The following is a 26,853-nucleotide window of genomic DNA, read 5'->3' on the forward strand; positions in this document are numbered from 1 at the left end:
CGGCCGCACCGGCCACGGCGGCCGTGGGGCCGTGCGCGAGCACCGCGTCCTTGGCGCGGCCGAGGAGGACCAGCACGCCGCCGGCGCCGGTGGCGACACCGCCGGTCGTGGCGCCGACGTACGCCGTCGCCGCACCGCCGAGCAGCAGCGGCGCGAGCAGCGCCCCCAGCCCGGAGTTGACCTCGGTGAGCTCGAGGTAGATCGCGGTGCAGCGCCGGCAGTCCGCCAGGTGCTCCTCGACGCGGGCGCTGTCGCGCCGCGACAGGCCGCCGCGCACGTAGGCCCCGAGCTGCGCGCGGGTGCGCGCGCACGCGTCGTCGTCGACGTCTTGGGTGTGCATGGACAGGTAGGCCTGGCGCAGGCCCTCGCGCGCCCGGTAGGCGAGTGCCGACACGGAGTTGGCGGTCATGCCGAGCAGCACGGCGACCTCGGCGGGCTTCTGCTGCTCGACCTCGGTGTGCCAGAGCACCAGCTGCCAGCGCTCCGGCAGTGAGGCGAAGGCGCGTGCGGCGGTGGCACTCTCGAAGCTCTCCAGCGCGGTGTCGCGGAACGGTACGCCGGGGTCGAACGGCGTCAGGTCGCCCGTGGTGTGCAGCCGGGCGGTGGCGCGGATGCGGTCGACCTGCAGGCGGCGTACGGCCGTCAGCAGGTAGGCGCGGAACGCGAGGTCCGGGCCGCCCCCGCGCTGCAGGACCCCGAGCACCTTCGCGAACGCCTCGGAGACGAGGTCGTCGACCTCCGCGGGCGAGACCAGCTGCCGCGCCAGGCGGCGGGCGGCCTCGACGTGACGCGCGAAGAGCTCGCCGTAGGCATCGGTGTCACCGCCCCGGACGGCGGAGATCAGCTCGCCGTCGCTGGGACCCTCGAGGATGGAGACATGGCTGGCCACATCCCCCCAACGCGCCAGCACGGGAAAGATCACGGCCCCGAGCGTGAGAAAAAAAGTGACGAAGTTCGCGAGAACGGCGTCATGGACCCCGGACGGGGCCGTTCCATCCCCGCAGACCAACGAGGGGGAGCCACCGTGGGAAGGTTCACGACGCACCAGCGCCGTGCCGATCGGGTGACCACGGACGGCCCCGAAGCAAGGGGGGAGCTGTCCTCGCAGCAGCGCGCGGCCCTGCCGCCGCAGTTCGAGGCAGTCGGGGAGGCCCTTGCTTCGGGGTCGGGCACCATCGCCGCGTGCGAGGTGGCCGGGACCCTGCTGGCCCGGGACGGGCTCGCGCTCGACGAGGCGCTCGACGGGCTCGCGACCACCGCCCGCCTGGTGCTCGGCACCGAGCCGGACTTCGCCGCCACCCGGGCGTTCACCGTGGCCTGGAGCGAGGCGGTCCTCGGCTACCTGCACGGGCTCTCGTGCGACGACCCGCTCACCGGGCTCGCCAGCCTGGCCCACCTGCGCAGCCGGGTCTCCGACGTCTATCGCGGCGAGCCCGGCGCCGGCGCGCCCGTCTCGCAGTCCCACGCGCTCGTGGTCGTCGCGGCCCCGCCGTGGCCGGACGCCGCCTCCGGGCGTGACGACGTGCTGACCCGCGCCATGCGCACCGCGCAGCTCGGCGACACCGCGCGCGCGGTGTTCGCCGGACCCGAGACCATCGGGCACGTCGCGCCGGGCCGGGTCGTGGTGCTCGCCGGCCGCGACGAGCGGATCGGGCGCCGGGTCGGCCTCCTGCGCCGGATGCTCGACGGCGGCGCCGTCCCGCACACGCGGGTCTGGATCGAGGGCCTGCCCGACTCCGACGAGGCCGCCGGCCGGCTGCTGGACGAGCTCACGCGCGTGTAGCCGAACCGGGACCGCTGACGTACTGGGTTTCGACGCGCCGCTGCGACCTCGCAGGCTCGGTCGCAGGCCTGCTCAACCTCCCGCCCCACGCCGTGCACGACTCGGTCGTGCCCGGCTAGGGTCGGGACATGTGCGGTCGCTATGCGTCGAGCCGTCGGCCCGAGGATCTCGTCGAGGAGTTCGACATCGCCGACGTCCGCATCCCGGCTCCGCTCGAGGCCGACTACAACGTCGCCCCGACCAAGGAGGTGTACGCCGTCGTCGAGCGTCCACCGCACCGCGAGGAGCAGGAGCAGAGCGAGCCTCCCGAGCGCCAGCTGCGGGTGCTCACCTGGGGCCTGGTGCCGTCCTGGGCCAAGGACCGCTCGATCGGCAACCGGATGATCAACGCCCGGATGGAGACGGTCGCCGAGAAGCCGGCGTACAAGCGGGCGTTCGCGAAGCGCCGCTGCCTGCTGCCCGCCGACGGCTACTACGAGTGGTACCCCACTGAGGAGAAGACCCGCTCCGGCCGGCCGCGCAAGCAGCCGTTCTTCATCCGGCCGCGCGACCACGGCGTGCTCGCCATGGCCGGGCTCTACGAGATCTGGCGCGACCCGGCCCGGGCCGACGACGACCCCGACCGGTTCCTGTGGACGTGCACGGTGATCACCACCGAGGCCGAGGACGCCGTCGGCCACATCCACGACCGGATGCCCCTGATGGTCGAGCGTGAGCGCTGGGGCACCTGGCTCGACCCGACCGCGGCCCAGGACCACCTGCTCGACCTGCTGGTCCCCGCCGCTCCCGGAGCGCTCGAGGCCTATCCGGTCTCGACGCTGGTCAGCAACGTGCGCAACAACGGCCCGCAGCTGCTCGAGCCACTGCCGATCGACGGCGAGGACGCGTCGTGACGACCGTCGAGCGCCGCATCGACACCCCGCACGGCGAGGCGCGCCTCCTGGTCGACCAGGCGCGTGCCCCCGTGGCGACCGCCCTGCTCTCGCACGGCGCCGGCGCCGGCGTCGACACCCCGGACCTCGAGGCGCTGGCCCGGCACCTCCCGCGCAACGGCGTCACGGTGGTCCGGCTCGAGCAGCCCTGGAAGGTCGCCGGACGCAGGGTCGCGACGGCGCCCGCGACGCTGGACGCCGCGCTGGTCGCCGCCGCCAACCGGCTGCGCACCCGCACCCCGCTCGTGGTCGGGGGCCGCTCGGCCGGTGCGCGCTCGGCGGCGCGGTGCGCCCGTGGGCTCGCCGCCAGCGGCTGCCTGGCCCTGTCATTCCCGCTGCACCCGCCCGGGCGACCCGAGAAGACCCGGCTCGACGAGCTCCGGGGAGCCGGCGTACCCGTGCTGGTGGTGCAGGGCGAGCGCGACTCGATGGGACGGCCCGAGGAGTTCCCCGACGACCTCGACCTGTGCGTCGTCCCCGGCGCCGACCACAGCCTGAAGGTGCCGGCCCGGGGGCCGATCAGCCAGGACGACGCGCTCGCGATCGTGGTCGAGTCCGCGCTGGAGTGGATCGTCCGCGAGGTGGCCGGCGGAGTCCGCGGGAATGGTCGCGCCGGCTGAGGCGTTCCCTCACCATGCTGGCCGTGCTCGACCCACCCGCCCCGGGGCTACCCTGGGAGGCGATGACTGACCCCGACGCCCCCACCCCCGAGAGCGTGCTCGACCCCGTCGAGCCCGCCGACCTCGCTGTCGACGCCGGCGACGCCGTCGACGTCGCCACCGAGAGCGAAGCCGACCGCTCGGCGCGCTTCGAGCGCGACGCGCTGCCCTTCCTCGACCAGCTCTACTCGGCCGCGATGCGGATGACCCGCAACCCCGCCGACGCCGAGGACCTGGTGCAGGAGACCTTCGCCAAGGCGTACTCCTCCTTCCACCAGTTCCGGCCGGGCACCAACCTCAAGGCCTGGCTCTACCGGATCCTGACCAACACCTTCATCAACACCTACCGCAAGAAGCAGCGCCAGCCGCAGCAGTCGATGTCCGAGGACGTCGAGGACTGGCAGCTGCACCGGGCCGAGTCGCACACCTCCACCGGGCTGCGTTCGGCCGAGATGGAGGCGCTCGAGCACCTCCCCGACTCCCAGGTCAAGGACGCCCTGCAGCGCCTGCCCGAGGAGTTCCGGCTCGCCGTCTACCTCGCCGACGTCGAGGGCTTCGCCTACAAGGAGATCGCCGAGATCATGGAGACGCCGATCGGCACCGTGATGTCGCGGCTGCACCGGGGCCGCCGCCAGCTGCGCGACATGCTCTCCGACTACGTCCGTGACAACGACCTGCTCACCGTCGGGCGGGACGGTGGCGCGTCATGAGCCACGACCACGCACCGGAGCCGTCGTCCGAGGACTGTGCCGACTTCCTCGAACGCATCGTGTACTTCCTGGACAACGAGCTCGACGAGGGCGACTGCTCTGCCGTCCGCCTGCACCTCGACAGCTGCAACCCCTGCCTGGAGAAGTACGACCTCCAGCGCACCGTCAAGGCCGTGGTCGCGCGCTCCTGCGCCGAGGCGGCACCGGCGGACCTGCGCCAGCGGGTGCTGCTGCGGATCCGTGAGGTGCAGGTCCAGATCCGCGAGACGCCCTGAGCGGCTCCCACCGGGCCTGACCCACCGGGCCCGACCCACCGGGCCCGACCCACCAAGCAGAGAACCCCCGAGCCGATGGCTCGGGGGTTCGTGCTGTTCAGCGCTCAGGCGTTGGGGCGCTTGCCGTGGTTCGCGCCCTTCTTCTTGCGAGCGCGGCGCTTGCGGCCGGTCTTGCCCATGATCTCCTCCTGATCGGACGGTTCTGGCCCGTTCAGGGGCCGAGGGACAGTCTCTCAAACCCGGGGGCGTGGGGGAAATCGGGTCCACGGGGCGGGTCGTCCCCCGTCGAGACACCAGAAGTGGTCGTGGATCGGCCCGCCGGGCAGCCAGTTGTGGTGTCTCGACGGGGAACAGAGGCCTCAGAGCCGGGACAGGAACCTCTCGGCGTCGACGACCACGCGGGTGATCTCACCGGTCGCGACGACCTTGCCCGGCCCGCCCGGCCCGCCCGGGCCGCCCGGGCCGACGTTGCGGGCGGCGACGGTGAACCGGTGCAGGCGACCGTCGACGTACGACGCCGACGCGGTCACCTCGACCTCCTGGCCGACCGCGCTGGCGGCGAGGTGCTCGACCTCCACGCGGGTGCCGACGCTCGTGGCGCCCTCCGGCAGGGTCGGGTCGATCGCGGCGCACGTCGCCGCCTCGAGCCACGCCAGCAGCCGGGGGGTGCCGAGCACCGGCAGGCTGCCGGAGCCGACGGCCGCGGCGGTGTCATCGTCGCCGACCGTGAACCGCAGCGTGGACTCCATCACAGCTCCATCCGGAACGCCAGCAGGTCGACGCCGGGGACCGGCGACCAGTCGCGCTCGGGCAGCCGCCGGAAGCCGAGGCGCTCGTAGACCCGGTGGGCGGCCGACATCTCGGCGAGGCTGGACAGCACGACCGCGTGGGCGCCGAGGTCGCGGAACCGGCCGAGCACCAGCTGCATCAGCGCCTCGCCCACGCCGCGGCGCTGGACCGTCGGCGCGACCGCGAGCATCCGGAACTCGCCCTCGCCGGGCCGCCCGATCTCGCGCCACGGCGAGCCCTCGAGCGCGACCGTCACCGTGCCGACGACCGCGCCGTCGAGCTCCGCGACCCACAGCTCGGCCTCGCGGTCGCGGGCCGCGGCATCGCGCAGCCGCGCGACGTACGGGTCGGTGGGACCCAGGGTGAACTGCTCGTACGCCGCGACCGTCACCTCGCCCGCCACCGGGAGGTCCTCGGGGCGCGCACGCCTCAGGACCACCTCGGCGTGCGGATCAGACACCGAAGCTGTTCCGCGGGTAGGTCGCGGCCACGTCGGTGATGACGTTGACGAGGTAGGGCACCCCGGACGCGAAGGCGCGGTCCAGAGCCGGGCCGACCTCGCGGGGGTCGGTGACCGTCTCGCCGGCGCCGCCGAGGGCGCGCACCACCTGGTCGTAGGCCGTGCGGGGTGCGAGGTCCGCGATCACGTCGTAGCCGTAGAGCATCTGCATCGGGCCCTTCTCCAGGCCCCAGGCGGAGTTGTTGCCCATCACCATGACCACGGGCAGGTTGTGGCGCACGAGGGTGTCGACGTCCATGAGCGAGAAGCCCGCGGCGCCGTCGCCGAGCAGCAGCACGACCTGGGCCGACGGCCGGGCCAGGCGGGCGGCGATGGCGGCGCCCAGGCCGGCGCCGAGGCAGCCGTAGGGGCCCGGGTCGAGCCAGCTGCCGGGGCGCTTGGGCTCGACGAACTTGCCGGCGAAGCTGACGAAGTCGCCGCCGTCGCCGATGACGACCGCGTCGTCGGCCAGCCGCGGGACGAGCTCGCCGTAGATCCGGGCCGGGTGGATCGGGTCGGCCTCGGCGCCCAGCAGCGCGGCGTCCCGCTCGACCGCGGCACCGACCGCGCCCTGCAGGTCGCTCACCCAGGAGGTCCAGTCCGGGCGCCGCACGATCTGCTCCATGCCGGCGAGCAGTCCGTCGAACACCGCGGTCAGATCGCCGGAGACGGACGCGGCCAGCTCGGCGTGGCCGGAGAGCTGCCCGGGGGAGTCGGCGACGTGGACGACCTGGGCCGGTGCCGCTCCGTCCTTCCCGCCGAAGACGCCGTAGCCGAGCCGGAAGTCGAGCGGCGTGCCGACGACGATCACCAGGTCGCTGCCCCCCAGGGCCTGGGAGCGGGCCTTGGTGACCAGCAGCGGGTGCCCGCCGGGGACCACGCCGCGACCCATCCCGTTGGTGATCGTCGGCACCCCGACCGCCTCGACGAACCGCAGCGCGGCCTCCTCGGCCCGGTCGGCCCACACGTCGGTGCCGAGGATCAGCACCGGCCGGGAGGCTCCGGCGAGGAGCTCGGCGATCTCGCTCAGCGTCTCGGGGTCGGGATCCGCGCCGCGGGTCGCCGCGATCTGCGGCAGCTCGCCGCCGGCGGTGTTGAACAGCTCGTCCATCGGCACGTCCACGAAGACCGGTCCGCGGTGCGGTGACCCGGCGGTCGTGAACGCCTGGTGCATGCCGTCGACGACGTCGGCGGCCGTCGGGATCGTCCGCGCCAGCTTGGACACCGGCGCGAAGATCGGCGGCTGGTCGAGCTCCTGGAGGGCGCCCGTGCCCCACCGGCCCTGCGGGGCGCGGCCACCCACGACGACCATCGGGGAGCCCGCGAACTGGGCCTGTGCGACCGCGCTGAGCCCGTTGGTGACGCCCGGCCCGGCCGTGAGGACGGCGAGACCGGGCACACGGGTGAGCTTGCCGGTGGCCTCGGCGGCGAACGCGGCCGTCTGCTCGTGGCGTACGTCGAGCAGCCGCAGCGGGGTCGCCGACTTCACGGCTCCGTCGTACAGCGGGAACACGTGTGCGCCCGAGAGGGTGAACATCGTCTCGACACCATGCGCCTGTGCGACGGCGACGGCGAGCTCGCCCGCGTGGCCGTTGATTTCGGTGGACATGGTGCGAAGGTTACTCACCCGTAGCGGCGAGGTACGCGGCGTTCGTCGACTTCAGCGCGTCGAGGACGACCAGCAGCAGGTCTGAGCGGACCTGGGGCGGCCGCGCGCCCAGCGAGAGCTGGAGGTAGAGCGCCCGCAGGTAGGCCTCGGCGTTGCCGCCGGCGAGATAGGGGTCGCGGTCGTCGTAGGACGAGCGGGTGCCGGCCGCGGCCGCCAGCCGGGCGATCCAGGGCTCGAGCACCCGCAGCGGGACCACGTTGCGGCGCAGCACGTTCATCGTGGCGTAGGCGAGCCGGTCGGGCTCACCGGTCGTGAACAGCCGGTCGACCGGCTGGATCACGCGGTCGGCGACCACGTCGAGCAGCACGGTGAGCTCGGGGGTGGCCAGGTGCGGGGAGCTCGCGAGGATCGCGAGCGCGTCGGCGCCGTGGGCGACGGCGTGGGCCCAACCCTTGCCGGGCACGTAGCCGCGCAGATCGCGCTCGCGCAGCAGCCAGGTGGCGAGCCGGTCGCCCCACTCGAGGATCTTGCCGCCGGGCAGCAGGGGCCGGCGGTTGTCGCGGGCGATGCACTCGCCCAGCACCAGGGCCGAGAAGCTGCGCCGGAAGATCGTGTCGGTGTTGCGCTCACCGAGACCGACCAGCAGCCCGAGGGCCATCCCGTCGCCGAGGCCGCCGAGCAGGTCGTCGTAGACGCCCCGGTCCAGCCAGGTGGTGAGCGTGGGGTACGCCGTGCCGTCGCGCAACGCGGGGTCGGGGTCGCCGAGCATGCGTGTGAGCTCGGCGGTCAGGTCGTCGAGCGGCCGGTCCGACGGGACCGCGAGCCCGTCTGCGTGCACCTGTCGCCAGTATGACCCGGACATGGGGCCCATCCTGCCAAAGCCTCGGCGAACGTCCAGAGGCGGTCCACGGTCACCCGCCCCGGGCGGTGCGTCCTACGCTTGCCAGCGTGCCGACCCTGACCGAGCTGGTGCGCAGCCACACGGACCTGGACGACGAGGACGTCGCCTGGCTGCAGCTGCTGCAGGCGGACTGGCAGATCGTCGCGGACCTCTCGTTCGCCGACCTGGTGCTGTGGCTGCCCGACCACGAGGGTCGCGGCTTCTGGGCGGCCGGGCAGATGCGCCCCACGACCGGGCCGACGGCGTACGTCGACGACGTGATCGGCACGTTCGTGCCGGTCGGCCGTCGGCCGCTGATCGACGCGGCGTACGCGCAGGGCAGGCTGGTGCGCGAGGGCGACCCGGAGTGGCGCGACGACGTGCCGGTGCGCGTCGAGACCATCCCGGTCCGGCGCGGCGGGCGGGTGATCGCCGTGGTGGCCCGCAACACCAACCTGCTCGGCGTCCGGACCCCGAGCCGCCTCGAGCTCTCCTACCTGCAGACGGCCGCGGACCTCACCCAGATGATCTCGCACGGGTACTTCCCGGCGCCGGGACAGCGCAGCGACCATGCCGACTCGCCGCGCGTGGGCGACGGCTTCCTCCGCGTCGACGCGACGGGGCGGGTGGAGTACGCCAGCCCGAACGCGCTGTCGGTCTATCGCCGGCTCGGGCTCTCGGGCGACCTGGCCGGGGTGTCGCTCGCCGAGCTGACCCGGGACCTGGTGCCGCCGCGGCGCCGGCCGGACGAGGAGACGCTGAGCGCGGTGCTGGGCGGCCGGGCCTACCGCGACACCGAGATCGGCACCGACACGGTGGCGCTGATCGTGCGCGCGATCCCGCTGCGCCCCCAGGGCGACCACATCGGTGCCCTGATCCTGGTCCGCGACGTCACCGACCTGCGCCGGCGCGACCGCGAGCTGGTGACCAAGGACGCGACGATCCGCGAGATCCACCACCGCGTGAAGAACAACCTGCAGACGGTGGCGGCGCTGCTGCGGCTCCAGGCGCGGCGGATGGACTCCGAGGCCGCGCGGCTGGCGCTGGAGGAGGCGGTCCGCCGGGTCGGGTCGATCGCGATCGTGCACGAGACGCTGAGCCAGGCGGTGGAGGAGCGCGTCGACTTCGACGACATCATGGACCCGCTGGGGCGGATGGTGACCGACGTGAGCGCACTGGGCAGCCGGGTGCGCGTGGTGCGGGACGGCTCCTTCGGGGTGCTGCCGTCGGACACCGCGACCGCGCTCGCGATGGTCGTCACCGAGGTGCTGCAGAACGCCGTCGAGCACGGCTACGACGGCGCCGACCCCGAGGTCGCCGGCGAGATCCGGATCACCGTGCGGCGGCTGGTCGGGCGGCTGCACGTGACGGTCGACGACGACGGCCGCGGCCTGCCCGAGGGCTTCGACCTGGACGCCTCGACCCATCTGGGTCTCTCGATCGTGCGCACGCTCGTGGAGTCCGAGCTCGGCGGCGTGCTCGAACTCGGGCCCGGACCCTCCGACCACGGGACCCGGGCGGCGTTGGACATCCCCCTGGAGTGATGTTCTGGGAATCCGCTGGGTCTCGACACGCCGGTCGCGACCTCGTTCCTCGGTCGCGCGCCTTGCTCGACCACCATCAGCGGATCCACTGGAGTGACTCGGTCTCGACCCGGCGGTCGCGACCTCCTTCGTCGGTCGCGCGCCTTGCTCGACCTCCCCGAGCCCACGCAGCGAGCTCGTGCCTCGCTCGCTGCTGCTCGGTGACGCTATGCCGTGCGGACCCGCGCCCGCGCGTTGCGGCGCTTGAGCGCGCGCCGCTCGTCCTCGCTGAGACCGCCCCACACGCCGTGGTCCTGGCCGGCCTCGAGGGCCCACGCCAGACACTGCTCGCGCACCTCGCAGCGGCGACACACCTGCTTGGCCTCCTCGATCTGGAGGATGGCCGGACCGGTGTTGCCGATCGGGAAGAACAGCTCCGGGTCCTCGTCGAGGCAAGCCGAACGATGGCGCCAATCCATGGCTGGGAGATCCCTCTTTCCTACAAGTCATCGTGCAGGTCAGGGGCAGACAAGACCTGCGGTGCCCGTGGAGGCACAGCGAAGTGAACGCATTCACGAGCGCCCACCAAGGGTGGCAACCTTTGGACCGTTAAACAAGCCCTACCAGCGGTCGGTTTCGTCACAGACGTCACGCGGGTGTCACGGCCGCCCACGGCCCGAGGCTCGTGTCGCGGTCCCTCTTCTAGGCTCCACCCGTGACTCTACGCCGCCCATCCAACCCGGCCCCGCTGGTCGCCGCCGCATCGCTGGTGGTGGTCGAGGCGCTCGTGCTGCTCGGCTACGCCGTGCTGGAGCTGGCCAACATCTCCTCCGGTCGCGCCGCCGTGGCGCTGACGACCAGCGTGTTCTTCGCGGCGTACGGCGCGCTGCTGATCGCCGCCGCACTCGCCGTGACCCGGGGTCGCTCCTGGGCCCGCAGCCCGATCGTGCTCGCCCAGCTCATCCAGCTCGGGGTCGCGTGGAGCTTCCGCGGTGGCGACACGACGCTCGTGGCGGTGGGGCTCGCGGTGGTCGCGGTGGTCGTGCTCGCCGGCCTGCTGGCGCCCTCGAGCGTCGACGCGCTGGCGGACCGGGAGGACTAGCTTCGTTAGTCCGAGACCTCGAGCGACGTCCGCAGCTGCTCGAGGGTGCGGTTGAGCAGGCGCGAGACGTGCATCTGCGAGACCCCGATCTCGTCCGCGATCTGGGACTGGGTCATGTTCTTGAAGAACCGCAGCAGCAGGATCTTCTTCTCGCGCGGCTCCAGGCGGTCCAGGAGCGGCTTGATCGACTCGCGGATCTCGACGTGCGCCAGGGCCTCGTCGTCGATGCCGATGGCGTCGAGCATGGTGGCGGTGCTGTCCTCGCTGTCGTCGGTGGCGTCCAGCGAGAGGGTGGAGTAGGCGTTGCTGGACTCGATGCCCTCCACGATCTCCTCGACGGTGCAGCCGATCTCGGCGGCCAGCTCGCGGGCCGTGGGGGAGCGGCCGAGGGTCTGGGTCAGGTCGGCGGAGACCGTCGTGATCTGCATGCGCAGCTCCTGCAACCGGCGGGGCACGCGGATCGCCCAGCCCTTGTCGCGGAAGTAGCGCTTGATCTCGCCGATGATCGTCGGCGTCGCGTACGTCGAGAACTCCACGCCCCGGTCGGCGTCGAACCGGTCCACGGACTTGATCAGCCCGATCGTCCCGACCTGGACGAGGTCCTCCAGCGGCTCGCCGCGGTTGCGGAACCGCCGGGCGCAGTGCTCGACGAGCGGCAGGTGCAGATGCACCAGTGCCTCCCGGGCCGCGTCGCGGCTGGGCGTCGGTGCGTCCTCGTCGCGGAGCACCGCGAACAGCTCCGCGCTGCGTTGGCGCGTGACCTCGACACCGGTCGGTGCCTCCTGGTCCTCGCCGCCGTCCCCCGTGGCTGCGAACATCTCAGATCTCGGCTCCCGGTAGCCCGGACTCCATGGACACCGAGATCGCGAACACGCCGTCGCTGCTCTCGGCGGAGGCCGTGGTCGCGAGCGTCGTGAGCACCTGCCAGGCGAAGCTGTCCTGGTCGGGCTGGACGTCCTCGTCGACCTCGACGCCGATCCACACCACGAGCTCGGTGGGGCGCAGGTAGAACCGGCAGGTCAGGTCCGAGCCCGGGCGCGCCTCGGGGAGCACCATGGCGCTGGCCTCGCCGACCGCGATCCGCAGGTCCTCGATGTCGTCGATGGGGAAGTCCATCCGGGCGGCGAGCCCGGCGGTCGTGGTGCGCAGGACCGAGGCGTACGCGCTGTCCGCGGGCAGTCGGAGCTCGACGTCGGCTCGTCCGTCGGCGGATCCCGGGGCCGAGCCGATCTGTGCGCCGATCGAAGACATGTCGTTCGTCCTTCGGGAGTGGGAGGTGGACAAGGCCCCCAGGGGACCGGGCACGGCCACGTGCTGGCCCGAAGACTAGTCGGGACCGGCCTCCGGGTGTCGTACCCGGGGGCCGGTCCCGCCAACCATGATGGTGCGCTTCGGCTCAGGCCTTCTTGGTCTCCTTGTGGGCCACGCTCGATGGCGGTCGATGGCCATGGCCGACAAACGTGGGTTGAACTGCAGAAACGCGTTGGCAGCATCGGGACGCAATTGGAGCTCCTGCGGACTCATTGCGGACCGCGGCACAGCGTCCACGCGGACTTCCATGTGCGCATGGGTCAAGTCGTCCGGCCTGGAACTCGATGACACGTCTCGCGAGTTCCATGGGCCCGTCGTGGCGCTACGACGTAGCCACCCGTCGAGAGTTTCTGCCTTCTGGACCACGTGTTGCCCCAGCCTTGCCCAAGTCACCTCTGCTCGGGTCGGTGTGGCCGAGCGGGCCCCATCGTCATTGCGGCTGGAGCCGTCCGTCACGAAGGTGGATGGCGTGGTCGCAACGGGCGGCGAGAGCGGGATCGTGGGTCGCGATCAGCAGCGTGGTCTGAAAAGCGTCGCGCAGGTTGAACAGGAGCTGGAGGATTTCCTCACCAGTGTGGGTGTCGAGGCTGCCGGTCGGCTCGTCGGCCAGGACGATGCGGGGATGATTGATCAGTGCCCGGGCGATCGCCACGCGCTGTTGTTGACCGCCGGACAGCTTCGTGGCTGGTGAGTTCTCTCTGCCGGCGAGGCCGACGGCGTCGAGGAGTTCCTCGGCGCGCATCCTGACATCGGCGCGCTCCTGGCGGCTCATTCGCTGCGGGATAAGCGGCACGGTGACGTTGTCGAGCACCGAGAGTGTGGGGAGCAGGTGGAAGCGCTGGAACACGAAGCCGATGGTTCTGCGATACCGGGCGAGCTCCCTCGGGGTCAGTCTGGTGATGGTCTGGCCGTTGACGACGATGGTGCCGTCGTCGGGCGTGTCAAGGGCGCCGATGAGGTGCAGCAACGTCGATTTACCCGAGCCTGACGGACCGGTCAGCGAGGTCGCGGCGCCATCTGGGATGTCGACATCGATGCCGTCAGCGGCCACGACGTCTGCGTCTAGGGTGCGGAAGGTCTTGCGTACACCGCGCACGCTGATCGCGACCTCATCGCGGTGCTCGACGACCGCAACCGCCTCGAGATCGTCGCGATCGCCTGGGTTGGTGTTCGTCATGCGTCCTCCGTCAACAGCTCGGCGGTCGGGATGTGAGTGACCATTGCGGTGGCGGCCAAGGCCGACAGCGCGGCAAGGAGGCTGGAGATGGCCCAGACCGCAACGCCCCATTCGATCACGGTCGAGGTGAGGCCTCCGGCGAGCACGGCCGTGACGCCCAGGCCGCTCAGCCCGCCCAGGGTGGCACCGAGGATACCGAGCATGGCCCCCTCCGCGGTGATCAGGTACCTGAGCTGACCTTCGGCCCATCCGATCCCCCGCAGCGTGGCCAGTTCGGTCCCTCGGTCTCGGATGTTGAGGTACATCACGTTCGCCACGCCGAGGCAACCGAGGAGCAACGTCGCGATCGTGGCGACGATGTCGACGGTCCGGGTCTGGATGGAGACGGTCTCGCCGAGGACGGTCCCCACGATCGCACCCTGGAAACCCAGAACGATCGCGGCCAGGATCGTGGCGGTGGCGACCGCGATCATCAGACCGAGCGCGGCCAGGGCGCTCCTGGTCCGTGACAGCCCGAGATTGAGCCAGGCGAGCCCGATGACGCGAGCGGCATGGTGCGGACGGCGTGGCTCGCTCACGGCGGGCTGCACCGCCTCGATCGGATCGGCCCGGGCGGCCAGAATGGCGGGCACGGCACCCGCGACAGCGGCGACGCCGATGGCGATCGGGAGCGCGAGTGCCGCCCGTGGCAGGTCCACGGCGGACCCAAGAGCCCGACCGAGCACCCAGGAGAGCACGGCGCTGGCCAGGCCGGCGACGCACGCCACGACGAGGAGCTCGTAGGCGACTGCTCGGAAGAGTTGCGCCTTGCTCCAGCCCAGGCTCGCCAGGACGCCGAGCTCGGTACGACGGCCCCGGACAGCCGCGACCGCGGCGTTTGCGATCGAAAGGGCCGAGACGAGCAGGACCAAGGCGAACAGGGTGAGGGACTTCTTGTCGACTGCGGTGAGGATCCTCGTTGCGACCCCCTTGGTCACCCACCACTGCTGAAGCGCCAGTTGCGGCCGGCCGTGGTCACCTGCGGGCAAGAGCAGGCCCTGAGCACCGGCAGAGGAGCCCGTCGTGATGTCGACCTCGAGGCCGGTCGCATCCTTGATGCGCTGGGCGACGATCCTGATCCGCTCCCGGGAAGCCTCATCCGCGACGCTCGCATCGGCCACCCGGACCCGGATCGCGGAGATAGGCGCGGAGGCCGCCGCCCCGCTCCAGCCGCGGGTCAGCTGCGGGATTGCCTCGAGAGTGGTGATCATCGTCGGCGGTGGTTGGACCAGCCCACCCAGGTCGGTCGACGGTGCCAACGGCCGGTTGTCGAGGGCGTTCGTACTGGCCTGGTCCGCTCCCTCGGTCGGCGCTGCCGAGTATCCGGCGAGCACCTCGTCGGTCAGATCCGTGATATGGCTGAGCTTGGCGGGATCGAAGGTCCCCTGTAGTCGCAGGGTCGCGGGGGAGGCCGGCGTGCCGGCGACCGCGGGCTCCTTGGCCGAGTTGGTTACCTCTCTCGCGGCCGGTTCTCCGCTTGCTGGTGCCTGAGCGGCGAGGTCGAACCCTGGCGGCTGCTTCCGCAGTTGGACCTCGAGACGCTCCGAGGTCACCACCAGGCGCGGCATCCCCACGTGTCCGAGCTGGGTGATCTCACCGGGGAGGAAACGGGTCGGACGGCGTTGGCCGTCGATCGGCTTCGTCGTGCGGAATGCCTCCATGAGCTGTGCCTGGGCGGCCGCGGCGTCGACTACTTGTGTGGTGACCAGGCTGGCGGGCAGCTTCACAAGGTCCCCGGTGCCGACTCCCGCCAGGACGGCCCGACCGGCGGAGTCCGGAAGGCCTGACAGCGTGATAGTCGCCGTCTCGTCGACCCCGGGCTCGTCCGAGACCAGCACAGGCACGCCCTTGCCATCCACCGAGTCCGGGTACTTCACGGAGGCCCCGGCCAGGGGATCGCCGGAGGTCACCGCACCGTCGAGACCCACCAGCGCGTCCTCACTGGCCGGGTCAACCGCCGCGATCACATAGGAGAACGGGAAGTCCACCATCGCCCCACGAACACCGTCTCGTGCGAACTCCTCACCGACGTGACCGTGACCCACGCCGCCCCTCGTGCGAGAGAAGCACAGCAAGTTCGCCGGCCTCTTCTCCGGCGACACCTCGTCGGAAGGTTCGACCGGACAGATCGCGTGAGACTTGCCGGTCCCGTCCTCGAACAGCCACGGCCCCTCCCCCAAACCCGCGCCCGTGTTCGGACGCAGCGCATGGTCGGTAATCACTGTGAACTGAGGGCTCTCCTGGGTGACCGTCAGGCCATTGTCACCCGCCCAGGTGACATCGACCCGCGCGACCGAGGTACCCCGCGGCGACCAGGCCGCCGTCGCATCCACCGGAATCTGGAGCGCGGGATAGGCGTAGCCGAGCATCGCGATCGGTGCCGCGACCTCCACGCCGGGGACGTCTTGGATCTGGTGCCATTGCCGCAACGTGATGCCGCCATAGATACCGGTGAGGAAGCCGGGCTCGATGAGCCCCTTCTGCTCCTCAAGGTCCGACCGCGTCCCCGGTGGGCGGACCAGGACGTCATAGGTCTTCTGCGACGCCTCTGCGACGGTGCCCACGGTGTCCAGGCGCTCCGCGTTCGACGCGCCGGTCAGCACCGTGAACCCGGTCGCCGCCACCAAGATCGCAAAGCCCAGTACTAGCGTCCGAGAGCCGCCCCGCCACAGTCGCCGCCACACCATCACCCACATTGACGACCACCCTCAAGAACGACGCCACGAATCGACCTGATCGGTATAGGCCCAAGGCTTCTGGAATCGAGGCTGCTCTCAGCATCCCCCAGGACCCAAACAGAGCCAGGAGCATCTCCACGACCCGTGGAGTGGTCGAGACCCACACGGACGTGGTGTATCTCCGCGATTCGTTTGACCAGTAGAGGAGGGCTGCCGTGACCTCGTTCGTGCTCGAAGGCAACAATCTGATCGACGCGAAAGCGATACCGCATGCTCGGGCGCCAAATCCACACTCGTTGCCGGTCGAGCAGCGCGGGCTCCATGCTATGCCCGACTACTGTCAACCGGGCGAGGCGACGTCGCATGATGAACATCGCGAGCACTGACGCCGTGCCACCAGCCACGAGCAATGCCCTAGCCGACGACATCGCCGGACTCCCGCATCACGTAGGCTGCGGATTGTGCAGAAAACATTCTCTGGAAACTCCCGCCCCGCGCGAGGAGTTCCGACCGACTCCCACGCTCGCATACCTCGCCGTCTCTCATCACAATCACATGATCGGACTCTGCGACCAGGCCGAGCCGATGGGAAATGATCAACCGTGTGGCGCCCTCTCCGAAAGCAAGGATGTCGCCCATGAGTTGCGCTTCGCTGATCGGATCAAGACCGGCGTTCGGTTCGTCGAGAACCACCAAGTCAATGGGGTCTCCCAATAGCTGGGCATATGTCGCGCGCGCGACCGCAACTCTGTCCCACTGCCCGCCCGACAGAGTGATTCCTGCGTCGCCAGACGCGTCCCGCCGCTGTGTGCTGAGCATCGTCTCCGCTCCGTGCGGAAGAGATTCGATCATCCCGGTCAGCCTGGCTGCGGCCAGCGCGGTGTATGTGGCTTCCTCCGGGCCTCCTGACCCGAGCCGCGAATCCCTGCCCAGTGAGACATTGTCGCTCAGCGACATCTCGTAGCGAGGTCGTTCCTGTAGGACTCCCGTCACATGTCGCCGATAATCGACGGGATCGAACCGCGCGATGTCGACACCGTCCCACAGGACTCGTCCGCGGGATGGGGTATTCAGTCGCAGAAGGAGCCTGACAATTGTTGACTTGCCTGCACCGTTCGGGCCGACGAGCGCGGTTGTCTTGCCAGCGGGGATCGTGAGATTCAGGCCGCGCAGAATCCACTCTTGGTCCTCACTGTAGCGGAACCAGACATCCTCAAAGTGGATGGCGTCACTGAGACACGGCGTGGGCAGGGGGACATGAGAATGCTCGCTCGCCGTCGAAGGCGAGTTCGCGCGCACAAAACGCTGATAGTGCCCGAATAGTCGAAGCGAGACGCTGAGCCTGCCCTGAAGGTTCAGCAGTGAGGCAGCGCGGGTTTGAATTGCCATCACAGCCGTTGTGAACAGCACGAAGTCACCTACCGTGACGTGCCCATGCGCCGCCCCAACCGCGGCCCAAGCGGTGCCTGCCACGACGACCAGCCCGTGCACGCCGACCAGAGCCATCCGGGCGCCCGTGGCCTTCTTGACTGCAGCGACCTCGGACCATTGCGCCTGGCTCAGGGCCGCGTCGAACCTCGCTCGAAGGTAGCCGCTGCTTCCATGGAGTCGCATATCTCGGGCAGCATCAGGAGTCACGAAGAGGGAACCGAAATACCGCTCCCACCGCTGCGCGGGAGCATTGCGTTCAACGATGCGGCCCGACGCGTGGTTGATTCGGACTTGGATGTACGCCGTCGGTGCAGACACGGCGACGAGTGCCAGGACCATGAGTGGCCATGAACTCCACAGCAGAACTCCGTAGCCGACGAAGGTCACGAGAGTGGAGACGACCTCAACGATCGCACTGGGGATCAACGTGGGAATCATTCGGATGCCCTCGCGAGCAAGTGTCAGGCTGTCGTGCTCGTCTGGGTCATCGAGAAACTCGGTACCAACATGCCGCATGGTGGCATCGAGAAGGAGACGCTCGGAACGGATCCGCGACCTTGCCTCAAGGGACGCGCCTACGATTGCGGACAGATAACTGACCTGAGTTGCTGCTGCCGCGAACCCGGCGACCATGGTGGCAAGAGCTAGGGCCATGCCCGCGCCAAATGTGCCCGCACTGAGCCCGTCGACGAGATGCTGGGTTGCCCATGCCGCCGGCAATGGCATTGCCCCCGCCACGCAACCGGCCAGTAGCACGCCAGCGAACTGGCGTGGCCCGCTCTGGACCACGAGGCGCACCGCTGCCAGCGCCTTGAGTAGTGGTGATCCTGTCGACAATCTATGCATCCCTGCCAAGCGACACCGACGTTGGGACGACATCGTGACCGACCAGGGCGCGCAGATCATCAAGACGGTGCGCCGACGCGACGACTCTGCCGCCTCCCAGCACCGCGATGACCGGAAGCTCATTCGGCGCGCCCAGTAGCGGAGTCAGAGCAAGTGGTTGGGGCGAGACCACAGCATGACTTGCGATTGACCAGGTGTCATCAAGGTACGACTGCGGATCGACGCCATCTCGTGTGGAGTCGGCGATGACCAGCAGGGGGAGTGGAAGGCCTCCGATACGGTCGAACTCGGCGCGCAAGACCGTGCAACCGACACAGCCTGGAACGACGAACGCAACCAGGGCATCGCCGTTCAGACAGTCATCCACGTCCGTGGGCCAGTTCCAAGCTGGATCAGCTTGGAGCGCGGTCCCAGGAAGGGGGTGAACCGGACGTGCGGATGTAATTGTCCGACCTACACGCCGCAGCGCGTTCAAGACCGCAAGGGTCAGAATAACGTTCATGACCAGACCAAGGGTCACGAGACACAGCCATGCGAAGGTGACGGTCATCGGCGATTGGCCTCCAGAGTGTCCGCGGCACGAGGCATTGGATCGATCCGCAGTGCGGAGTAGATGCGATCGGTCGACGCGATGGCGATCCCAATCATGGCGCCGAGTCCAATGGAAAACACGATCACGCCCGCGCTGGAGGGATCCGAGTTCGTAACAACGCCGCCCGTCGTCACTCCCATGAGCACAGCGTTGCGGCACAGGAGCAGCCATACAGGGACGGGCGCTGCGGATCCGAAGCAGTGACACGCCCACGCTCCTGAGCGACTGGCCGACTTCCACAACAGGAACGCGCTGAAGACGGCCGACAAGACCATTGCGGGAACGAGTCGGATCTGAAGCGTGCCGACGGGAACAAGGACCGAGACGGCGACGCAGATCTCCGCAACAACAACGAGGCCAGCCACGGTCGAGCGCGTGGCGTACGCGAATCCAGCGGCCCCCATGGAATCCGCGAAGCCGTCAAAAGCGCGCCTGCTCACGAGCTTCCCGGTCGCCGAGAGCGCGAACACCACCAGCACCACTGCAGTTGCGCACAACGACACCATGACGTCTCCCGAGTAGTAGAGACGACCGGCACCCAGCTAGATCGGCTAGCTGGGGCCGATCGTCGTGGTGTCAGCAGTAGACGTAGTAGACGCAGTTGCCGTAGCAGTTGTGGATGTAGTTCCGAGCGTCGCAACAGTCGCCATTGTTCGGCACACACGCGCCGGCTTCGAGTTCGCCGACAAATCTGCCGGCAACCTTGTCCAGCAGGCGGATGACCTTCGTCATCTCCAACTCCCTCCGAGATGTGCGTCGGCCGAGCGCCGCCGCGCCCAACACTCTCAGCACTAACGCCAGACCATCGCAAGCCCTGGGGCCTGCCGGTATAGACCGCTGAGGTAGCCGATCCCCGGCGTGGGACGGGGAGGCCGCTGGGGTGCACGCGCATCTCGTTCCACGCGGACACCGCCGCTGTCGTGCCTGTCTCTCCTAGCCCAGCTGTCGACCTAACCTTCACTCCCTCGCCTGACTGACAACCGTTGACTCTTTACGGTCCCCGGAATCTCCCGCCACTGACCCGTTCTTCACTCCTTTCAAACCTCCCGTCTAAGCGGCACACATGCTACGAAGGTTCGTAGATGGGTCGCCCGTGGTCGGGCGGCCCACGCGGCATTTCTAGGTGTTCGTTGGTTGTCGACGGATGTGGTTGAGGTGGTGATCGGCGTGCATGGTGGCGTGAAGTTCTACCGCGGCGCGGCGAAGGCCGCGCGCGCCTACGTCGAGCGCGACTGCTCCCGCGCCGATGACTACTACCTCGGCGAGGGCAGCGGCGTCGCCAAGCGGCTGACCGCGACACCGGACGGCGTGGGCAAGGCCGGCGCCATGAACGGCGAGACGTACGAGCAGTGGGTCGCTGGGATCGACGTCGACGCCGGTCGCAAGAAGGGTCGGGTCCGTGAGGACGCGAACGCGCTGCGGTTCGTTGAGGTCACCGTCAACGGACCCAAGACCTGGTCACTCGCTGCGGCACTGCACTCCGAGGTCTCGGCGGCTCTCAACGCGGCTCAGGAAAGGGCCGCCACACAGATCGTCGGCTGGCTCGGTCAGCACGCGACCACCCGAGTGGGGCCGCGTGGCCGGCAGGTGCAGGTGCCGGTCGAGCGGATCGAGGCCGCGGTGATCCGGCACTACACGTCGCGCGCCGGTGACCCGCACCGGCATCTGCACCTCCAGGTCAACGCTCGCGTTTGGGCTGCCGGCGCCTGGCGGGGTCTCCACTCGGTGGGTGTGCGCGACATGATCGAGGCGATCAACGGCATCGGGCACGCTGCGGTCGCCACCGACCCGGAGTTCCGGTCGGCCCTCGCCGCACACGGCTTCACCCTGGACTCCGCGACAGGAGAGATCGAGCAGCTCGCGCCGTACGTCGGGGCGTTCAGCGCCCGGGCGGCTCAGATCCATCGCAACATCGACCGGTACGAAGCCGCGTGGCGGCAGGAGCATTCCGGTCAGGAGCCGGGGCCGCGGCTGCGTGAAACGTGGAACCGGCGGGCATGGGCCGATGCGCGGCCGGACAAGGTCGTCCCCTTGGACGGCGCTGACTTGGTTGCGAGGTGGAACGCCGAGCTGCGTGCCCTGGGTTACCGCGACCCAGTCGCTCCCGCCGCGCTCGAGGCGACGCAGGTGGGCTGGATCGACCGTGACGGGGCCGCGGGCTGGGTGATCTCCCAGCTCGGGGCGAAGCGGTCGGCGTGGAACACAGCGGACATCCGCGGCAAGGTCGAGGTCCTGCTGGCCCAGACCGACCTGGTTTCCGAGCCCGCGGCACGCATCGAGCTTGCCGAGGACATCACGGCTAGGGCCGCGGCTCGCTGTGTTCGGCTGCTCACAACGCCGAACGTGCCCGAGCACGTCCGGGCCCTGACCTCCCAGCAGGTACTCGCCGTCGAGGGCGAGATCATGCGTCGCCTCGCTCGCCGCGCCGAGAGTCCCGCAAGGCGGGTCCGCCTTCAGGGTCGAGGGCTCACGCGGGTGGACCCCACCCAGGCCGCCGTCGTGGGCACCTTGGCCGGTGACGGCCCGCTGGTGGTCGTGGAGGGCGCTGCCGGGGCGGGCAAGACCACCGCGTTGAGGTCGGCGCAGGCCCTGCTGGCTCGGCAGGGGCATCGGCTGCTGGTGGTGACGCCGACGTTGAAGGCGGCCGAGGTCGCCGTCGCGGAGACCGGCGCCGACGGACACTCCGCGGCCTGGTTGATCCACCAGCACGGCTGGCGCTGGGACGACGACGGGCACTGGGCGCGGCGTCCCGACGCCACACCCGACCCGTCCGCCCGGCTACGACCAGGGGACCTGCTGCTCGTCGACGAGGCGGGAATGCTGGACCAGGACACCGCCCGCGCGCTCTTGACGATCGCCGACGAGGCCGGGGCGCGGGTCGCCCTGGTCGGCGACCGACACCAGCTCCCTGCGGTCGGACGCGGCGGCGTACTCGACCACGCCCTCGCGTGGGCCCACCCCACCGCCGTCGTGTCGTTGGAGAACGTGCACCGGTTCACCGACCCCGACTACGCCGCGCTCAGCCTGACGATGCGCAAGGGCCACAACCCAGAGGGCGTCTTCGACTCGCTCTACCGCCGCGGACAGGTCGTCATCCATCCCAGCGACATCGAACGCGATCTCGCGCTCGCCCAGGCCGGGGCTAGCGGAGACCTCGTCGTTGCCGACATTCGCGAGCAGGTCGCCCGCCTGAACGCCGCGATCCGTGACCAGCGCCAAGGCACGGCCGAGTCCACCGTCTCGATGACCACGTCTCGCGGTGAACGGATCGGGATCGGGGACAGGGTTGCCACTCGCCGCAACGACGCCGACCTCGGAGTCGCGAACCGGCAGACGTGGACCGTCACCGACCTCGGCGAGGACGGCAGCCTCACGCTCCGCGGACGGGGACGTGACCGGGTACTCCCCGCGGAGTACGCGAACAGGTTCGTCGAGCTCGCCTACGCCACCACCGTCCACGGCGCCCAGGGAGAGACCGTAGACCGCGCCCACGTCGCCATCGGGGATACCACTGGGGCTGCGGCGGCGTATGTGGCGATGACCCGTGGCCGGGAGGGCAACACCGCGCACCTCGTGGCCGAAACGGTCGAGGACGCCCGCAGGCAGTGGGTCGAGGTCTTCGCCCGCGACCGTGCCGATCTCGGCCCGGCCCGCGCGAAGCGGCAGGCGATCGAGGCCATCGACCGGTACGGCAGCCAGCAGCGCCGGCGGCCGGCGCCAAGGCCCGTCGAGGAACCGCCACGACCCGTCCCGTCCTCCGCCAGCGGCGGGATCGGCCTGTGAGACCCGCCAGTGACTCACTGACGCGGCTTGCGCCGGCGGACGGGTCGCCACTCGACGCCGATCTCGCCTGCGAGCCAGGCGCTGAATCCGGCGGGGTCGCGCGGCTGCATGTCCTGTGGGGCGGTGGCCGCGTCGATCACGGGCTGCCACGCTGCCCGGATCACGTTCGGAAGGTTCAGCCGCTCCCAGACCTGCATCAACAAGATCCCGTCGACGGAGTCGAGCATCAGATCGATGGCGCCGAGCCCGATGACCCACTCGTAGTAGTCGATGCGCTCGGCCTCGTTCGACAGGTCCCACACGAGCGGTCGGCGGGACTTGGCGAGGTATCCCAGCACCTGGATCTTGCTGAAGCAGTCCGGCATCGGCACCGACCACAGCTTCTCGGGCACCACGTACCGGCCGATCTCAGTGTCCTGGCGTACGTCGAAGTCGATGATCGGCTTGATCGCGAGCTCGGCGTCGGCGGCCTCCAGGAGCCGCTCGACGACCTCCAAGGTCGGGGACTTGCGGCGCGATTCGTACTCCGAGATCGACGACTGCTGGGTCCCCGCCTTCATCGCCAGCTGCGCCTGCGACAGACCCGCGGCCTTGCGGGCGATCTCGATGACCGTCTTCGGCGGGTACATGGCCACAGGATATCGCTGACCATCGATTGGGAGGGCCTGCACACCTACTGGGTGAGGTCGAGAACCGCTTGGCCTCATCGACCAGCGAGGAGCACACACACCATGACCGCACAGCAGATGAACCCCGACGACAACCGCCGCCCGTCGAAGAGCCTCGGCGACGAGATGCTCAGCCTCCAGGAAGCCTGCAAGCTGCTCCGTGTTCCCGAAGGCACCCTGCGCTACTGGCGCCACCTCGGCGCCGGGCCACGCAGCTTTAAGGTCGGCCGCCACGTCCGCTACTGGCGCGCCGACCTCCTCCTCTGGCTCGCTGAACAGACCAACCGCGCACAGGACCGCCGCTGACACGCCGGGATGTCCGATCCCGGAGAGACGATGGAGCAGGCACGAAAGGACCACCAATATGGCAGCAAACATCGCGAAGCGGCCGAACGGCCGATGGCGGGCCCGATACCGCGACGACGCTGGGCGAGAGCATGCCCGACATTTCGAGCGCAAGGTCGACGCCCAGGCGTGGCTCGACGAGCAAACCGCCAGGATGGTGCGAGGGGAGTGGGCCGACCCGAGGGCTGGACGGGAGTTGCTCAGCGCGTACGCAGCCCGTTGGCAGTCGATCCAGGTCTCGTCTCCGGGCACGGCGCGGATCATCGACAACGCGCTGCGAATCCATATCGTGCCGCGGCTCGGAAGTCAGCGCCTCGCCTACATCCGCCGGAGCGACGTACAGGCCTTCGTGAAGTGGCTCGAGAGCCGGGAGCTTCGGCCTGCCACCGAGAGCGGGCCGGCACGCACCCTGTCAGCTGGAAGCGTCCGGAACATCTATGAGGTGCTCGCGCGTGTCATGGACGCCGCAGTGGAGGATCGGGTCATCGCGATCAGCCCTTGCCGCCGGATCGCCCTGCCGAAGGGGCACGACGACGAAGTGGAGGTCCCGACACTCGAAGAGGTAGATCGCGTTCGCGATGCGCTGCCCGAACGATGGCAGGCGCTCCCCGTCGTGCTTGCTGGCTCCGGGCTGCGCGTCGGCGAGTTGCTCGGGCTCAGGCCGTCCGATGTCGACTTCCTGCGCCGGTCGATCCGTGTCGAGCGGCAGCGCCTGCAAACGGATCAGATCGCTCCATTGAAGTCGAGGGCCTCGCGGCGCAGCGTTCCCGTCGGGCAAGTCGTGATCGACGCACTCGCCGCTCACCTCGCGTCGTACCCAGCGACCGAGGATGCCTTGTTCACCGACGAACTCGGCAAGCCCCTGACCTACCGGCGCTGGAAGAGGCTCGTGAGCGACGCCGCCAAGGTGGCCGGCGCTGAGATCACATCGCACTCCTTCCGACACTTCGCCGCCTCCGCGCTGATCTCCGGGGGCGCGTCGGTGAAGCAGGTGCAGGCTTTCCTCGGGCATGCGTCGGCGGTCGTGACACTGCGGACGTACGCCCACCTATGGCCAGGCGACGAGGACCGGACCCGGAAGGTGCTCGACGCCGCTCTCGGACCGCTCGGAGCCCGTGCGGACTCTGTGCGGACCGAGGCGGCGTCGGAGGGGTAAACGCGCAGGTCAGTAGCCTGCGCGCGAAATCAGGCCTTCTTGGTCTCCCAGAAGATCTCCGCGATCTCGTCGATCTTCGCGAGCAGCTCGTCGGCCTTGCCGGCGTCGAGCTCACCCTTGGTGCCGGCGGCGCCCGCGAGCTTCGTCGCCTCGTTCACCAGCGTGTGCAGCTGGGGGTACTTCTCGAAGTGCGGGGGCTTGAAGTAGTCGGTCCACAGCACCCACAGGTGGTGCTTGACCAGCTCGGAGCGCTGCTCCTTGATGAGGATGGCGCGGGTGCGGAAGTCCGGGTCGTCGTTGTCCGCGACCTTGGCGATGATGGCCTTGATCGACTCGGCCTCGATGCGGGCCTGCGCGGGGTCGTAGACACCGCACGGAAGGTCGCAGTGGGCGGAAACCTCGAGGGTGGGGGCGAACAGTCGCGCAAACATGCGGGTCCTCTCGTGTTCTGTCGTCTCAGCGGTTGTCCGGTCTGGACTGCGACACTACCCGCGTGCGCGAAGCGGGACGAGACGGGTCTTCCAGCGCGGGACGCCGTGCGCGCTGGGGCATGGCGCTGGTCCGCGGCCGGTCGATGCTGCCGCTGCTGCGGCCCGGTGACCGGCTCCTGGTCGCCTACCGGCGGCCGGTGCGTCCGGGCGCGGTCGTGGTCGCGCGGTTCTCCGACGGGACCGTCGCGGTCAAGCGCGCGACGCAGCGCCGTACGACGCGCGCGGACGACCCGGGCTGGTGGCTGCTCAGCGACAACCCCGCCGAGGGTGTCGACTCGCGACACCGCGGCGTCGTCGCCGAGACCGACGTCTTGGCCGTGGCCATCGCCAGGATCTGGCCGCGCCCGCGTCGGCTCCGGCCCGCTGTGCCAGACTGACGTCGGGAGAACCCTGGAGGGCCGAGGTTCCGCGCACCACCCCCGCGCGTCGAGCCGGACCTCCCCCCACACGCCGCCCCACGGGAGAGTCAGAATCAGGTCATGGCCGAAGCAGAGTCCGCGAGCCCCCATCCCCACGCCGGCGACCCGGTGTTCGACCTGCACGTGGGCGGCAAGATGGCGGTACGGTCCACGGTCGCGCTCGAGGGACGCGACGACCTGTCCCTGGCGTACACGCCCGGCGTCGCCCGCGTCTGCGAGGCGATCGCCGCGGACCCGTCGCTGACCCAGACCTACACGTGGGTGCCCAACACGGTCGCGGTCGTGACCGACGGCACGGCGGTCCTCGGGCTCGGCGACATCGGGCCTGCGGCCGCGATGCCGGTCATGGAGGGCAAGGCGGTGCTGTTCAAGCAGTTCGGTGACGTCGACGCCGTCCCGATCTGCCTGGCGACCACCGACGTCGAGGAGATCATCGAGACCGTGGCCCGGCTCGCGCCGAGCTTCGGCGGCATCAACCTCGAGGACATCTCCGCGCCGCGCTGCTTCGAGATCGAGGACCGGCTCAAGGCGATGCTCGACATCCCGGTCTTCCACGACGACCAGCACGGCACCGCTGTCGTGGCCCTGGCGGCGCTCTGGAACGCGCTGGCCCTCACCGGCCGGGACGCCGCCTCGACCCGCGTGGTGATCTCCGGGGCCGGCGCCGCGGGGGTGGCGATCGCGAAGATCCTGCTCGAGGCTGGCATCAAGGACCTCGCGGTGACCGACCGCAAGGGCGTCGTGCATTCCGGACGCAGCGACCTGACCCCGGTCAAGCGGGAGCTGGCCGAGATGACCGCGGACAAGACCGGGCGGACCGGGAGCCTCGCCGACGCGCTGGACGGAGCCGACGTCTACCTCGGGGTCTCCGGCGGCACCGTGCCGGAGGAGGACGTGGCTCGGATGGCCCCGGACGCGATCATCTTCGCGATGGCCAATCCCCACCCCGAGGTGCACCCCGAGGTCGCGCACCGCCACGCCCGTGTCGTGGCCACCGGCCGCTCGGACTTCCCCAACCAGATCAACAACGTGCTGGCCTTCCCCGGCATCTTCCGCGGCGCCTTCGACGTGCACGCCACCGCGATCACCGAGGGGATGAAGCTGGCGGCCGCCCAGGCCCTGGCCGACCTCGTCGGCGCCGACCTCGCCGAGGACT

30 protein-coding genes are annotated in these 26,853 nt (G+C 70.1%); 13 read left to right on the forward strand and 17 right to left on the reverse strand.

Features of this window, described 5'->3' with window-relative positions:
• Positions 1 to 922: sigma-70 family RNA polymerase sigma factor (locus VGD85_RS15920; protein WP_331064416.1), on the reverse strand; the 922-nt coding region annotated here is incomplete at its 3' end.
• A 102-nt stretch (positions 923 to 1,024) separates the two neighbouring features.
• Here VGD85_RS15920 and VGD85_RS15925 point away from each other — a divergent pair.
• The 5 genes from VGD85_RS15925 to rsrA all read left to right on the forward strand — a co-directional run bounded on the left by VGD85_RS15925 (position 1,025) and on the right by rsrA (position 4,359).
• Positions 1,025 to 1,783, forward strand: a complete 759-nt coding sequence (locus tag VGD85_RS15925; RefSeq protein ID WP_331064417.1) for a hypothetical protein — start codon at positions 1,025 to 1,027, stop codon at positions 1,781 to 1,783.
• Between the two features lie 128 nt (positions 1,784 to 1,911).
• The gene (locus VGD85_RS15930) at positions 1,912 to 2,676 is read left to right on the forward strand and encodes an SOS response-associated peptidase (RefSeq protein ID WP_331064418.1); all 765 of its coding nucleotides are present in this window, start codon (positions 1,912 to 1,914) and stop codon (positions 2,674 to 2,676) included.
• Positions 2,673 to 3,335: an alpha/beta family hydrolase gene (locus tag VGD85_RS15935; protein WP_331064419.1), complete on the forward strand. Its 663-nt coding sequence runs from the start codon at positions 2,673 to 2,675 to the stop codon at positions 3,333 to 3,335. The genes VGD85_RS15930 and VGD85_RS15935 overlap by 4 nt, the downstream gene beginning before the upstream one ends.
• Positions 3,336 to 3,397: 62 nt before the next feature.
• On the forward strand, positions 3,398 to 4,084 hold the full coding sequence (locus VGD85_RS15940; RefSeq protein ID WP_331064420.1) for a sigma-70 family RNA polymerase sigma factor: 687 nt from the start codon (positions 3,398 to 3,400) through the stop codon (positions 4,082 to 4,084).
• Entirely contained in the window at positions 4,081 to 4,359 is a 279-nt protein-coding gene (gene rsrA / locus VGD85_RS15945) for a mycothiol system anti-sigma-R factor (protein ID WP_331064421.1), read from the forward strand. Before VGD85_RS15940 ends, rsrA begins: the two co-directional genes overlap by 4 nt.
• A gap of 104 nt (positions 4,360 to 4,463) precedes the next feature.
• Here rsrA and VGD85_RS23170 read toward each other — a convergent pair whose 3' ends face one another.
• The 5 genes from VGD85_RS23170 to VGD85_RS15965 all read right to left on the reverse strand — a co-directional run bounded on the left by VGD85_RS23170 (position 4,464) and on the right by VGD85_RS15965 (position 8,118).
• Positions 4,464 to 4,538, reverse strand: a complete 75-nt coding sequence (locus tag VGD85_RS23170) for a 50S ribosomal protein bL37 (RefSeq protein ID WP_369759046.1) — start codon at positions 4,536 to 4,538, stop codon at positions 4,464 to 4,466.
• Between the two features lie 180 nt (positions 4,539 to 4,718).
• Positions 4,719 to 5,108, reverse strand: coding sequence for a thioesterase family protein (locus VGD85_RS15950; protein ID WP_331064422.1), 390 nt, complete (start codon positions 5,106 to 5,108; stop codon positions 4,719 to 4,721).
• The gene (locus VGD85_RS15955; RefSeq protein WP_331064423.1) at positions 5,108 to 5,608 is read right to left on the reverse strand and encodes a GNAT family N-acetyltransferase; all 501 of its coding nucleotides are present in this window, start codon (positions 5,606 to 5,608) and stop codon (positions 5,108 to 5,110) included. Before VGD85_RS15955 ends, VGD85_RS15950 begins: the two co-directional genes overlap by 1 nt.
• Positions 5,601 to 7,256: an acetolactate synthase gene (locus VGD85_RS15960; RefSeq protein ID WP_331064424.1), complete on the reverse strand. Its 1,656-nt coding sequence runs from the start codon at positions 7,254 to 7,256 to the stop codon at positions 5,601 to 5,603. The genes VGD85_RS15955 and VGD85_RS15960 overlap by 8 nt, the downstream gene beginning before the upstream one ends.
• Before the next feature lie 10 nt (positions 7,257 to 7,266).
• Positions 7,267 to 8,118: a DUF2785 domain-containing protein gene (locus VGD85_RS15965; RefSeq protein ID WP_331064425.1), complete on the reverse strand. Its 852-nt coding sequence runs from the start codon at positions 8,116 to 8,118 to the stop codon at positions 7,267 to 7,269.
• A gap of 86 nt (positions 8,119 to 8,204) precedes the next feature.
• On the opposite strand from VGD85_RS15965, the gene VGD85_RS15970 reads away from it, so the two are divergent.
• Positions 8,205 to 9,680: a sensor histidine kinase gene (locus VGD85_RS15970; protein WP_331064426.1), complete on the forward strand. Its 1,476-nt coding sequence runs from the start codon at positions 8,205 to 8,207 to the stop codon at positions 9,678 to 9,680.
• Between the two features lie 206 nt (positions 9,681 to 9,886).
• Here VGD85_RS15970 and VGD85_RS15975 read toward each other — a convergent pair whose 3' ends face one another.
• Complete coding sequence (locus VGD85_RS15975; RefSeq protein WP_011755173.1) at positions 9,887 to 10,138, reverse strand: WhiB family transcriptional regulator; 252 nt, start codon at positions 10,136 to 10,138, stop codon at positions 9,887 to 9,889.
• A 236-nt stretch (positions 10,139 to 10,374) separates the two neighbouring features.
• On the opposite strand from VGD85_RS15975, the gene VGD85_RS15980 reads away from it, so the two are divergent.
• On the forward strand, positions 10,375 to 10,761 hold the full coding sequence (locus tag VGD85_RS15980; RefSeq protein WP_331064427.1) for a hypothetical protein: 387 nt from the start codon (positions 10,375 to 10,377) through the stop codon (positions 10,759 to 10,761).
• Positions 10,762 to 10,766: 5 nt separating this feature from the next.
• Here the strand turns inward: VGD85_RS15980 and VGD85_RS15985 are convergent, their stop codons facing one another.
• From VGD85_RS15985 to VGD85_RS16000, 4 genes are all read right to left on the reverse strand, one after another.
• Complete coding sequence (locus VGD85_RS15985; protein WP_331064428.1) at positions 10,767 to 11,579, reverse strand: RNA polymerase sigma factor SigF; 813 nt, start codon at positions 11,577 to 11,579, stop codon at positions 10,767 to 10,769.
• A 1-nt stretch (position 11,580) separates the two neighbouring features.
• Positions 11,581 to 12,012: an anti-sigma factor gene (locus VGD85_RS15990; protein WP_331064429.1), complete on the reverse strand. Its 432-nt coding sequence runs from the start codon at positions 12,010 to 12,012 to the stop codon at positions 11,581 to 11,583.
• Between the two features lie 490 nt (positions 12,013 to 12,502).
• Entirely contained in the window at positions 12,503 to 13,249 is a 747-nt protein-coding gene (locus tag VGD85_RS15995; protein WP_331064430.1) for an ABC transporter ATP-binding protein, read from the reverse strand.
• A complete protein-coding gene (locus VGD85_RS16000; RefSeq protein ID WP_331064431.1) occupies positions 13,246 to 15,984 on the reverse strand; it encodes an FtsX-like permease family protein in 2,739 nt (912 codons plus the stop codon). Before VGD85_RS16000 ends, VGD85_RS15995 begins: the two co-directional genes overlap by 4 nt.
• Before the next feature lie 197 nt (positions 15,985 to 16,181).
• On the opposite strand from VGD85_RS16000, the gene VGD85_RS16005 reads away from it, so the two are divergent.
• Positions 16,182 to 16,352, forward strand: a complete 171-nt coding sequence (locus tag VGD85_RS16005; protein ID WP_331064432.1) for a hypothetical protein — start codon at positions 16,182 to 16,184, stop codon at positions 16,350 to 16,352.
• Positions 16,353 to 16,380: 28 nt separating this feature from the next.
• Here VGD85_RS16005 and VGD85_RS16010 read toward each other — a convergent pair whose 3' ends face one another.
• The 4 genes from VGD85_RS16010 to VGD85_RS16025 all read right to left on the reverse strand — a co-directional run bounded on the left by VGD85_RS16010 (position 16,381) and on the right by VGD85_RS16025 (position 19,567).
• The gene (locus VGD85_RS16010) at positions 16,381 to 18,135 is read right to left on the reverse strand and encodes an ABC transporter ATP-binding protein (protein WP_331064433.1); all 1,755 of its coding nucleotides are present in this window, start codon (positions 18,133 to 18,135) and stop codon (positions 16,381 to 16,383) included.
• Positions 18,136 to 18,235: 100 nt separating this feature from the next.
• Positions 18,236 to 18,793 (reverse strand): hypothetical protein, encoded by a 558-nt coding sequence (locus VGD85_RS16015; protein ID WP_331064434.1) that lies wholly within the window; start codon positions 18,791 to 18,793, stop codon positions 18,236 to 18,238.
• Positions 18,790 to 19,341 (reverse strand): MauE/DoxX family redox-associated membrane protein, encoded by a 552-nt coding sequence (locus VGD85_RS16020; protein WP_331064435.1) that lies wholly within the window; start codon positions 19,339 to 19,341, stop codon positions 18,790 to 18,792. The genes VGD85_RS16015 and VGD85_RS16020 overlap by 4 nt, the downstream gene beginning before the upstream one ends.
• A gap of 70 nt (positions 19,342 to 19,411) precedes the next feature.
• On the reverse strand, positions 19,412 to 19,567 hold the full coding sequence (locus VGD85_RS16025) for a hypothetical protein (protein ID WP_172419901.1): 156 nt from the start codon (positions 19,565 to 19,567) through the stop codon (positions 19,412 to 19,414).
• Positions 19,568 to 20,014: 447 nt separating this feature from the next.
• Here VGD85_RS16025 and mobF point away from each other — a divergent pair, with 447 nt between their 5' ends.
• On the forward strand, positions 20,015 to 22,618 hold the full coding sequence (mobF, locus tag VGD85_RS16030; protein ID WP_331064436.1) for a MobF family relaxase: 2,604 nt from the start codon (positions 20,015 to 20,017) through the stop codon (positions 22,616 to 22,618).
• A 14-nt stretch (positions 22,619 to 22,632) separates the two neighbouring features.
• On the opposite strand, the gene VGD85_RS16035 is transcribed toward mobF, so the two are convergent.
• On the reverse strand, positions 22,633 to 23,247 hold the full coding sequence (locus tag VGD85_RS16035; protein ID WP_331064437.1) for a helix-turn-helix domain-containing protein: 615 nt from the start codon (positions 23,245 to 23,247) through the stop codon (positions 22,633 to 22,635).
• 102 nt (positions 23,248 to 23,349) lie between these two features.
• Here VGD85_RS16035 and VGD85_RS16040 point away from each other — a divergent pair, with 102 nt between their 5' ends.
• Together VGD85_RS16040 and VGD85_RS16045 are read left to right on the forward strand one after the other, a co-directional pair.
• On the forward strand, positions 23,350 to 23,592 hold the full coding sequence (locus VGD85_RS16040) for a helix-turn-helix domain-containing protein (protein WP_331064438.1): 243 nt from the start codon (positions 23,350 to 23,352) through the stop codon (positions 23,590 to 23,592).
• A gap of 58 nt (positions 23,593 to 23,650) precedes the next feature.
• Positions 23,651 to 24,787, forward strand: coding sequence for a site-specific integrase (locus VGD85_RS16045; protein ID WP_331064439.1), 1,137 nt, complete (start codon positions 23,651 to 23,653; stop codon positions 24,785 to 24,787).
• Between the two features lie 29 nt (positions 24,788 to 24,816).
• On the opposite strand, the gene sodN is transcribed toward VGD85_RS16045, so the two are convergent.
• On the reverse strand, positions 24,817 to 25,218 hold the full coding sequence (gene sodN, locus VGD85_RS16050; protein ID WP_028637527.1) for a superoxide dismutase, Ni: 402 nt from the start codon (positions 25,216 to 25,218) through the stop codon (positions 24,817 to 24,819).
• Positions 25,219 to 25,280: 62 nt separating this feature from the next.
• Here sodN and VGD85_RS16055 point away from each other — a divergent pair, with 62 nt between their 5' ends.
• Together VGD85_RS16055 and VGD85_RS16060 are read left to right on the forward strand one after the other, a co-directional pair.
• Positions 25,281 to 25,655 (forward strand): S24 family peptidase, encoded by a 375-nt coding sequence (locus VGD85_RS16055; protein WP_331064440.1) that lies wholly within the window; start codon positions 25,281 to 25,283, stop codon positions 25,653 to 25,655.
• A gap of 102 nt (positions 25,656 to 25,757) precedes the next feature.
• A partial coding sequence (locus tag VGD85_RS16060) for an NAD(P)-dependent malic enzyme (RefSeq protein ID WP_331064441.1) occupies positions 25,758 to 26,853 on the forward strand: 1,096 nt, incomplete at its 3' end.

This window comes from Nocardioides sp., assembly GCF_036401255.1.
In the GTDB taxonomy this organism is placed as follows: domain Bacteria; phylum Actinomycetota; class Actinomycetes; order Propionibacteriales; family Nocardioidaceae; genus Nocardioides.

Bases quoted from the DNA above. Each gene is read 5' to 3' on its own strand.
- VGD85_RS16040 (WP_331064438.1), top strand. From the start codon at position 23,350: ATGACCGCACAGCAGATGAACCCCGACGACAACCGCCGCCCGTCGAAG.
- VGD85_RS15965 (WP_331064425.1), bottom strand. From the start codon at position 8,118: ATGTCCGGGTCATACTGGCGACAGGTGCACGCAGACGGGCTCGCGGTC.
- VGD85_RS15960 (WP_331064424.1), bottom strand. From the start codon at position 7,256: ATGTCCACCGAAATCAACGGCCACGCGGGCGAGCTCGCCGTCGCCGTC.
- VGD85_RS16025 (WP_172419901.1), bottom strand. From the start codon at position 19,567: ATGACGAAGGTCATCCGCCTGCTGGACAAGGTTGCCGGCAGATTTGTC.
- VGD85_RS15975 (WP_011755173.1), bottom strand. From the start codon at position 10,138: ATGGATTGGCGCCATCGTTCGGCTTGCCTCGACGAGGACCCGGAGCTG.
- VGD85_RS15990 (WP_331064429.1), bottom strand. From the start codon at position 12,012: ATGTCTTCGATCGGCGCACAGATCGGCTCGGCCCCGGGATCCGCCGAC.
- VGD85_RS15950 (WP_331064422.1), bottom strand. From the start codon at position 5,108: ATGGAGTCCACGCTGCGGTTCACGGTCGGCGACGATGACACCGCCGCG.
- sodN (WP_028637527.1), bottom strand. From the start codon at position 25,218: ATGTTTGCGCGACTGTTCGCCCCCACCCTCGAGGTTTCCGCCCACTGC.
- VGD85_RS15940 (WP_331064420.1), top strand. From the start codon at position 3,398: ATGACTGACCCCGACGCCCCCACCCCCGAGAGCGTGCTCGACCCCGTC.
- VGD85_RS15995 (WP_331064430.1), bottom strand. From the start codon at position 13,249: ATGACGAACACCAACCCAGGCGATCGCGACGATCTCGAGGCGGTTGCG.
- VGD85_RS16035 (WP_331064437.1), bottom strand. From the start codon at position 23,247: ATGTACCCGCCGAAGACGGTCATCGAGATCGCCCGCAAGGCCGCGGGT.
- VGD85_RS16015 (WP_331064434.1), bottom strand. From the start codon at position 18,793: ATGACCGTCACCTTCGCATGGCTGTGTCTCGTGACCCTTGGTCTGGTC.
- VGD85_RS15985 (WP_331064428.1), bottom strand. From the start codon at position 11,579: ATGTTCGCAGCCACGGGGGACGGCGGCGAGGACCAGGAGGCACCGACC.
- VGD85_RS16020 (WP_331064435.1), bottom strand. From the start codon at position 19,341: ATGGTGTCGTTGTGCGCAACTGCAGTGGTGCTGGTGGTGTTCGCGCTC.
- VGD85_RS15930 (WP_331064418.1), top strand. From the start codon at position 1,912: ATGTGCGGTCGCTATGCGTCGAGCCGTCGGCCCGAGGATCTCGTCGAG.
- rsrA (WP_331064421.1), top strand. From the start codon at position 4,081: ATGAGCCACGACCACGCACCGGAGCCGTCGTCCGAGGACTGTGCCGAC.
- VGD85_RS16000 (WP_331064431.1), bottom strand. From the start codon at position 15,984: ATGTGGGTGATGGTGTGGCGGCGACTGTGGCGGGGCGGCTCTCGGACG.
- VGD85_RS16045 (WP_331064439.1), top strand. From the start codon at position 23,651: ATGGCAGCAAACATCGCGAAGCGGCCGAACGGCCGATGGCGGGCCCGA.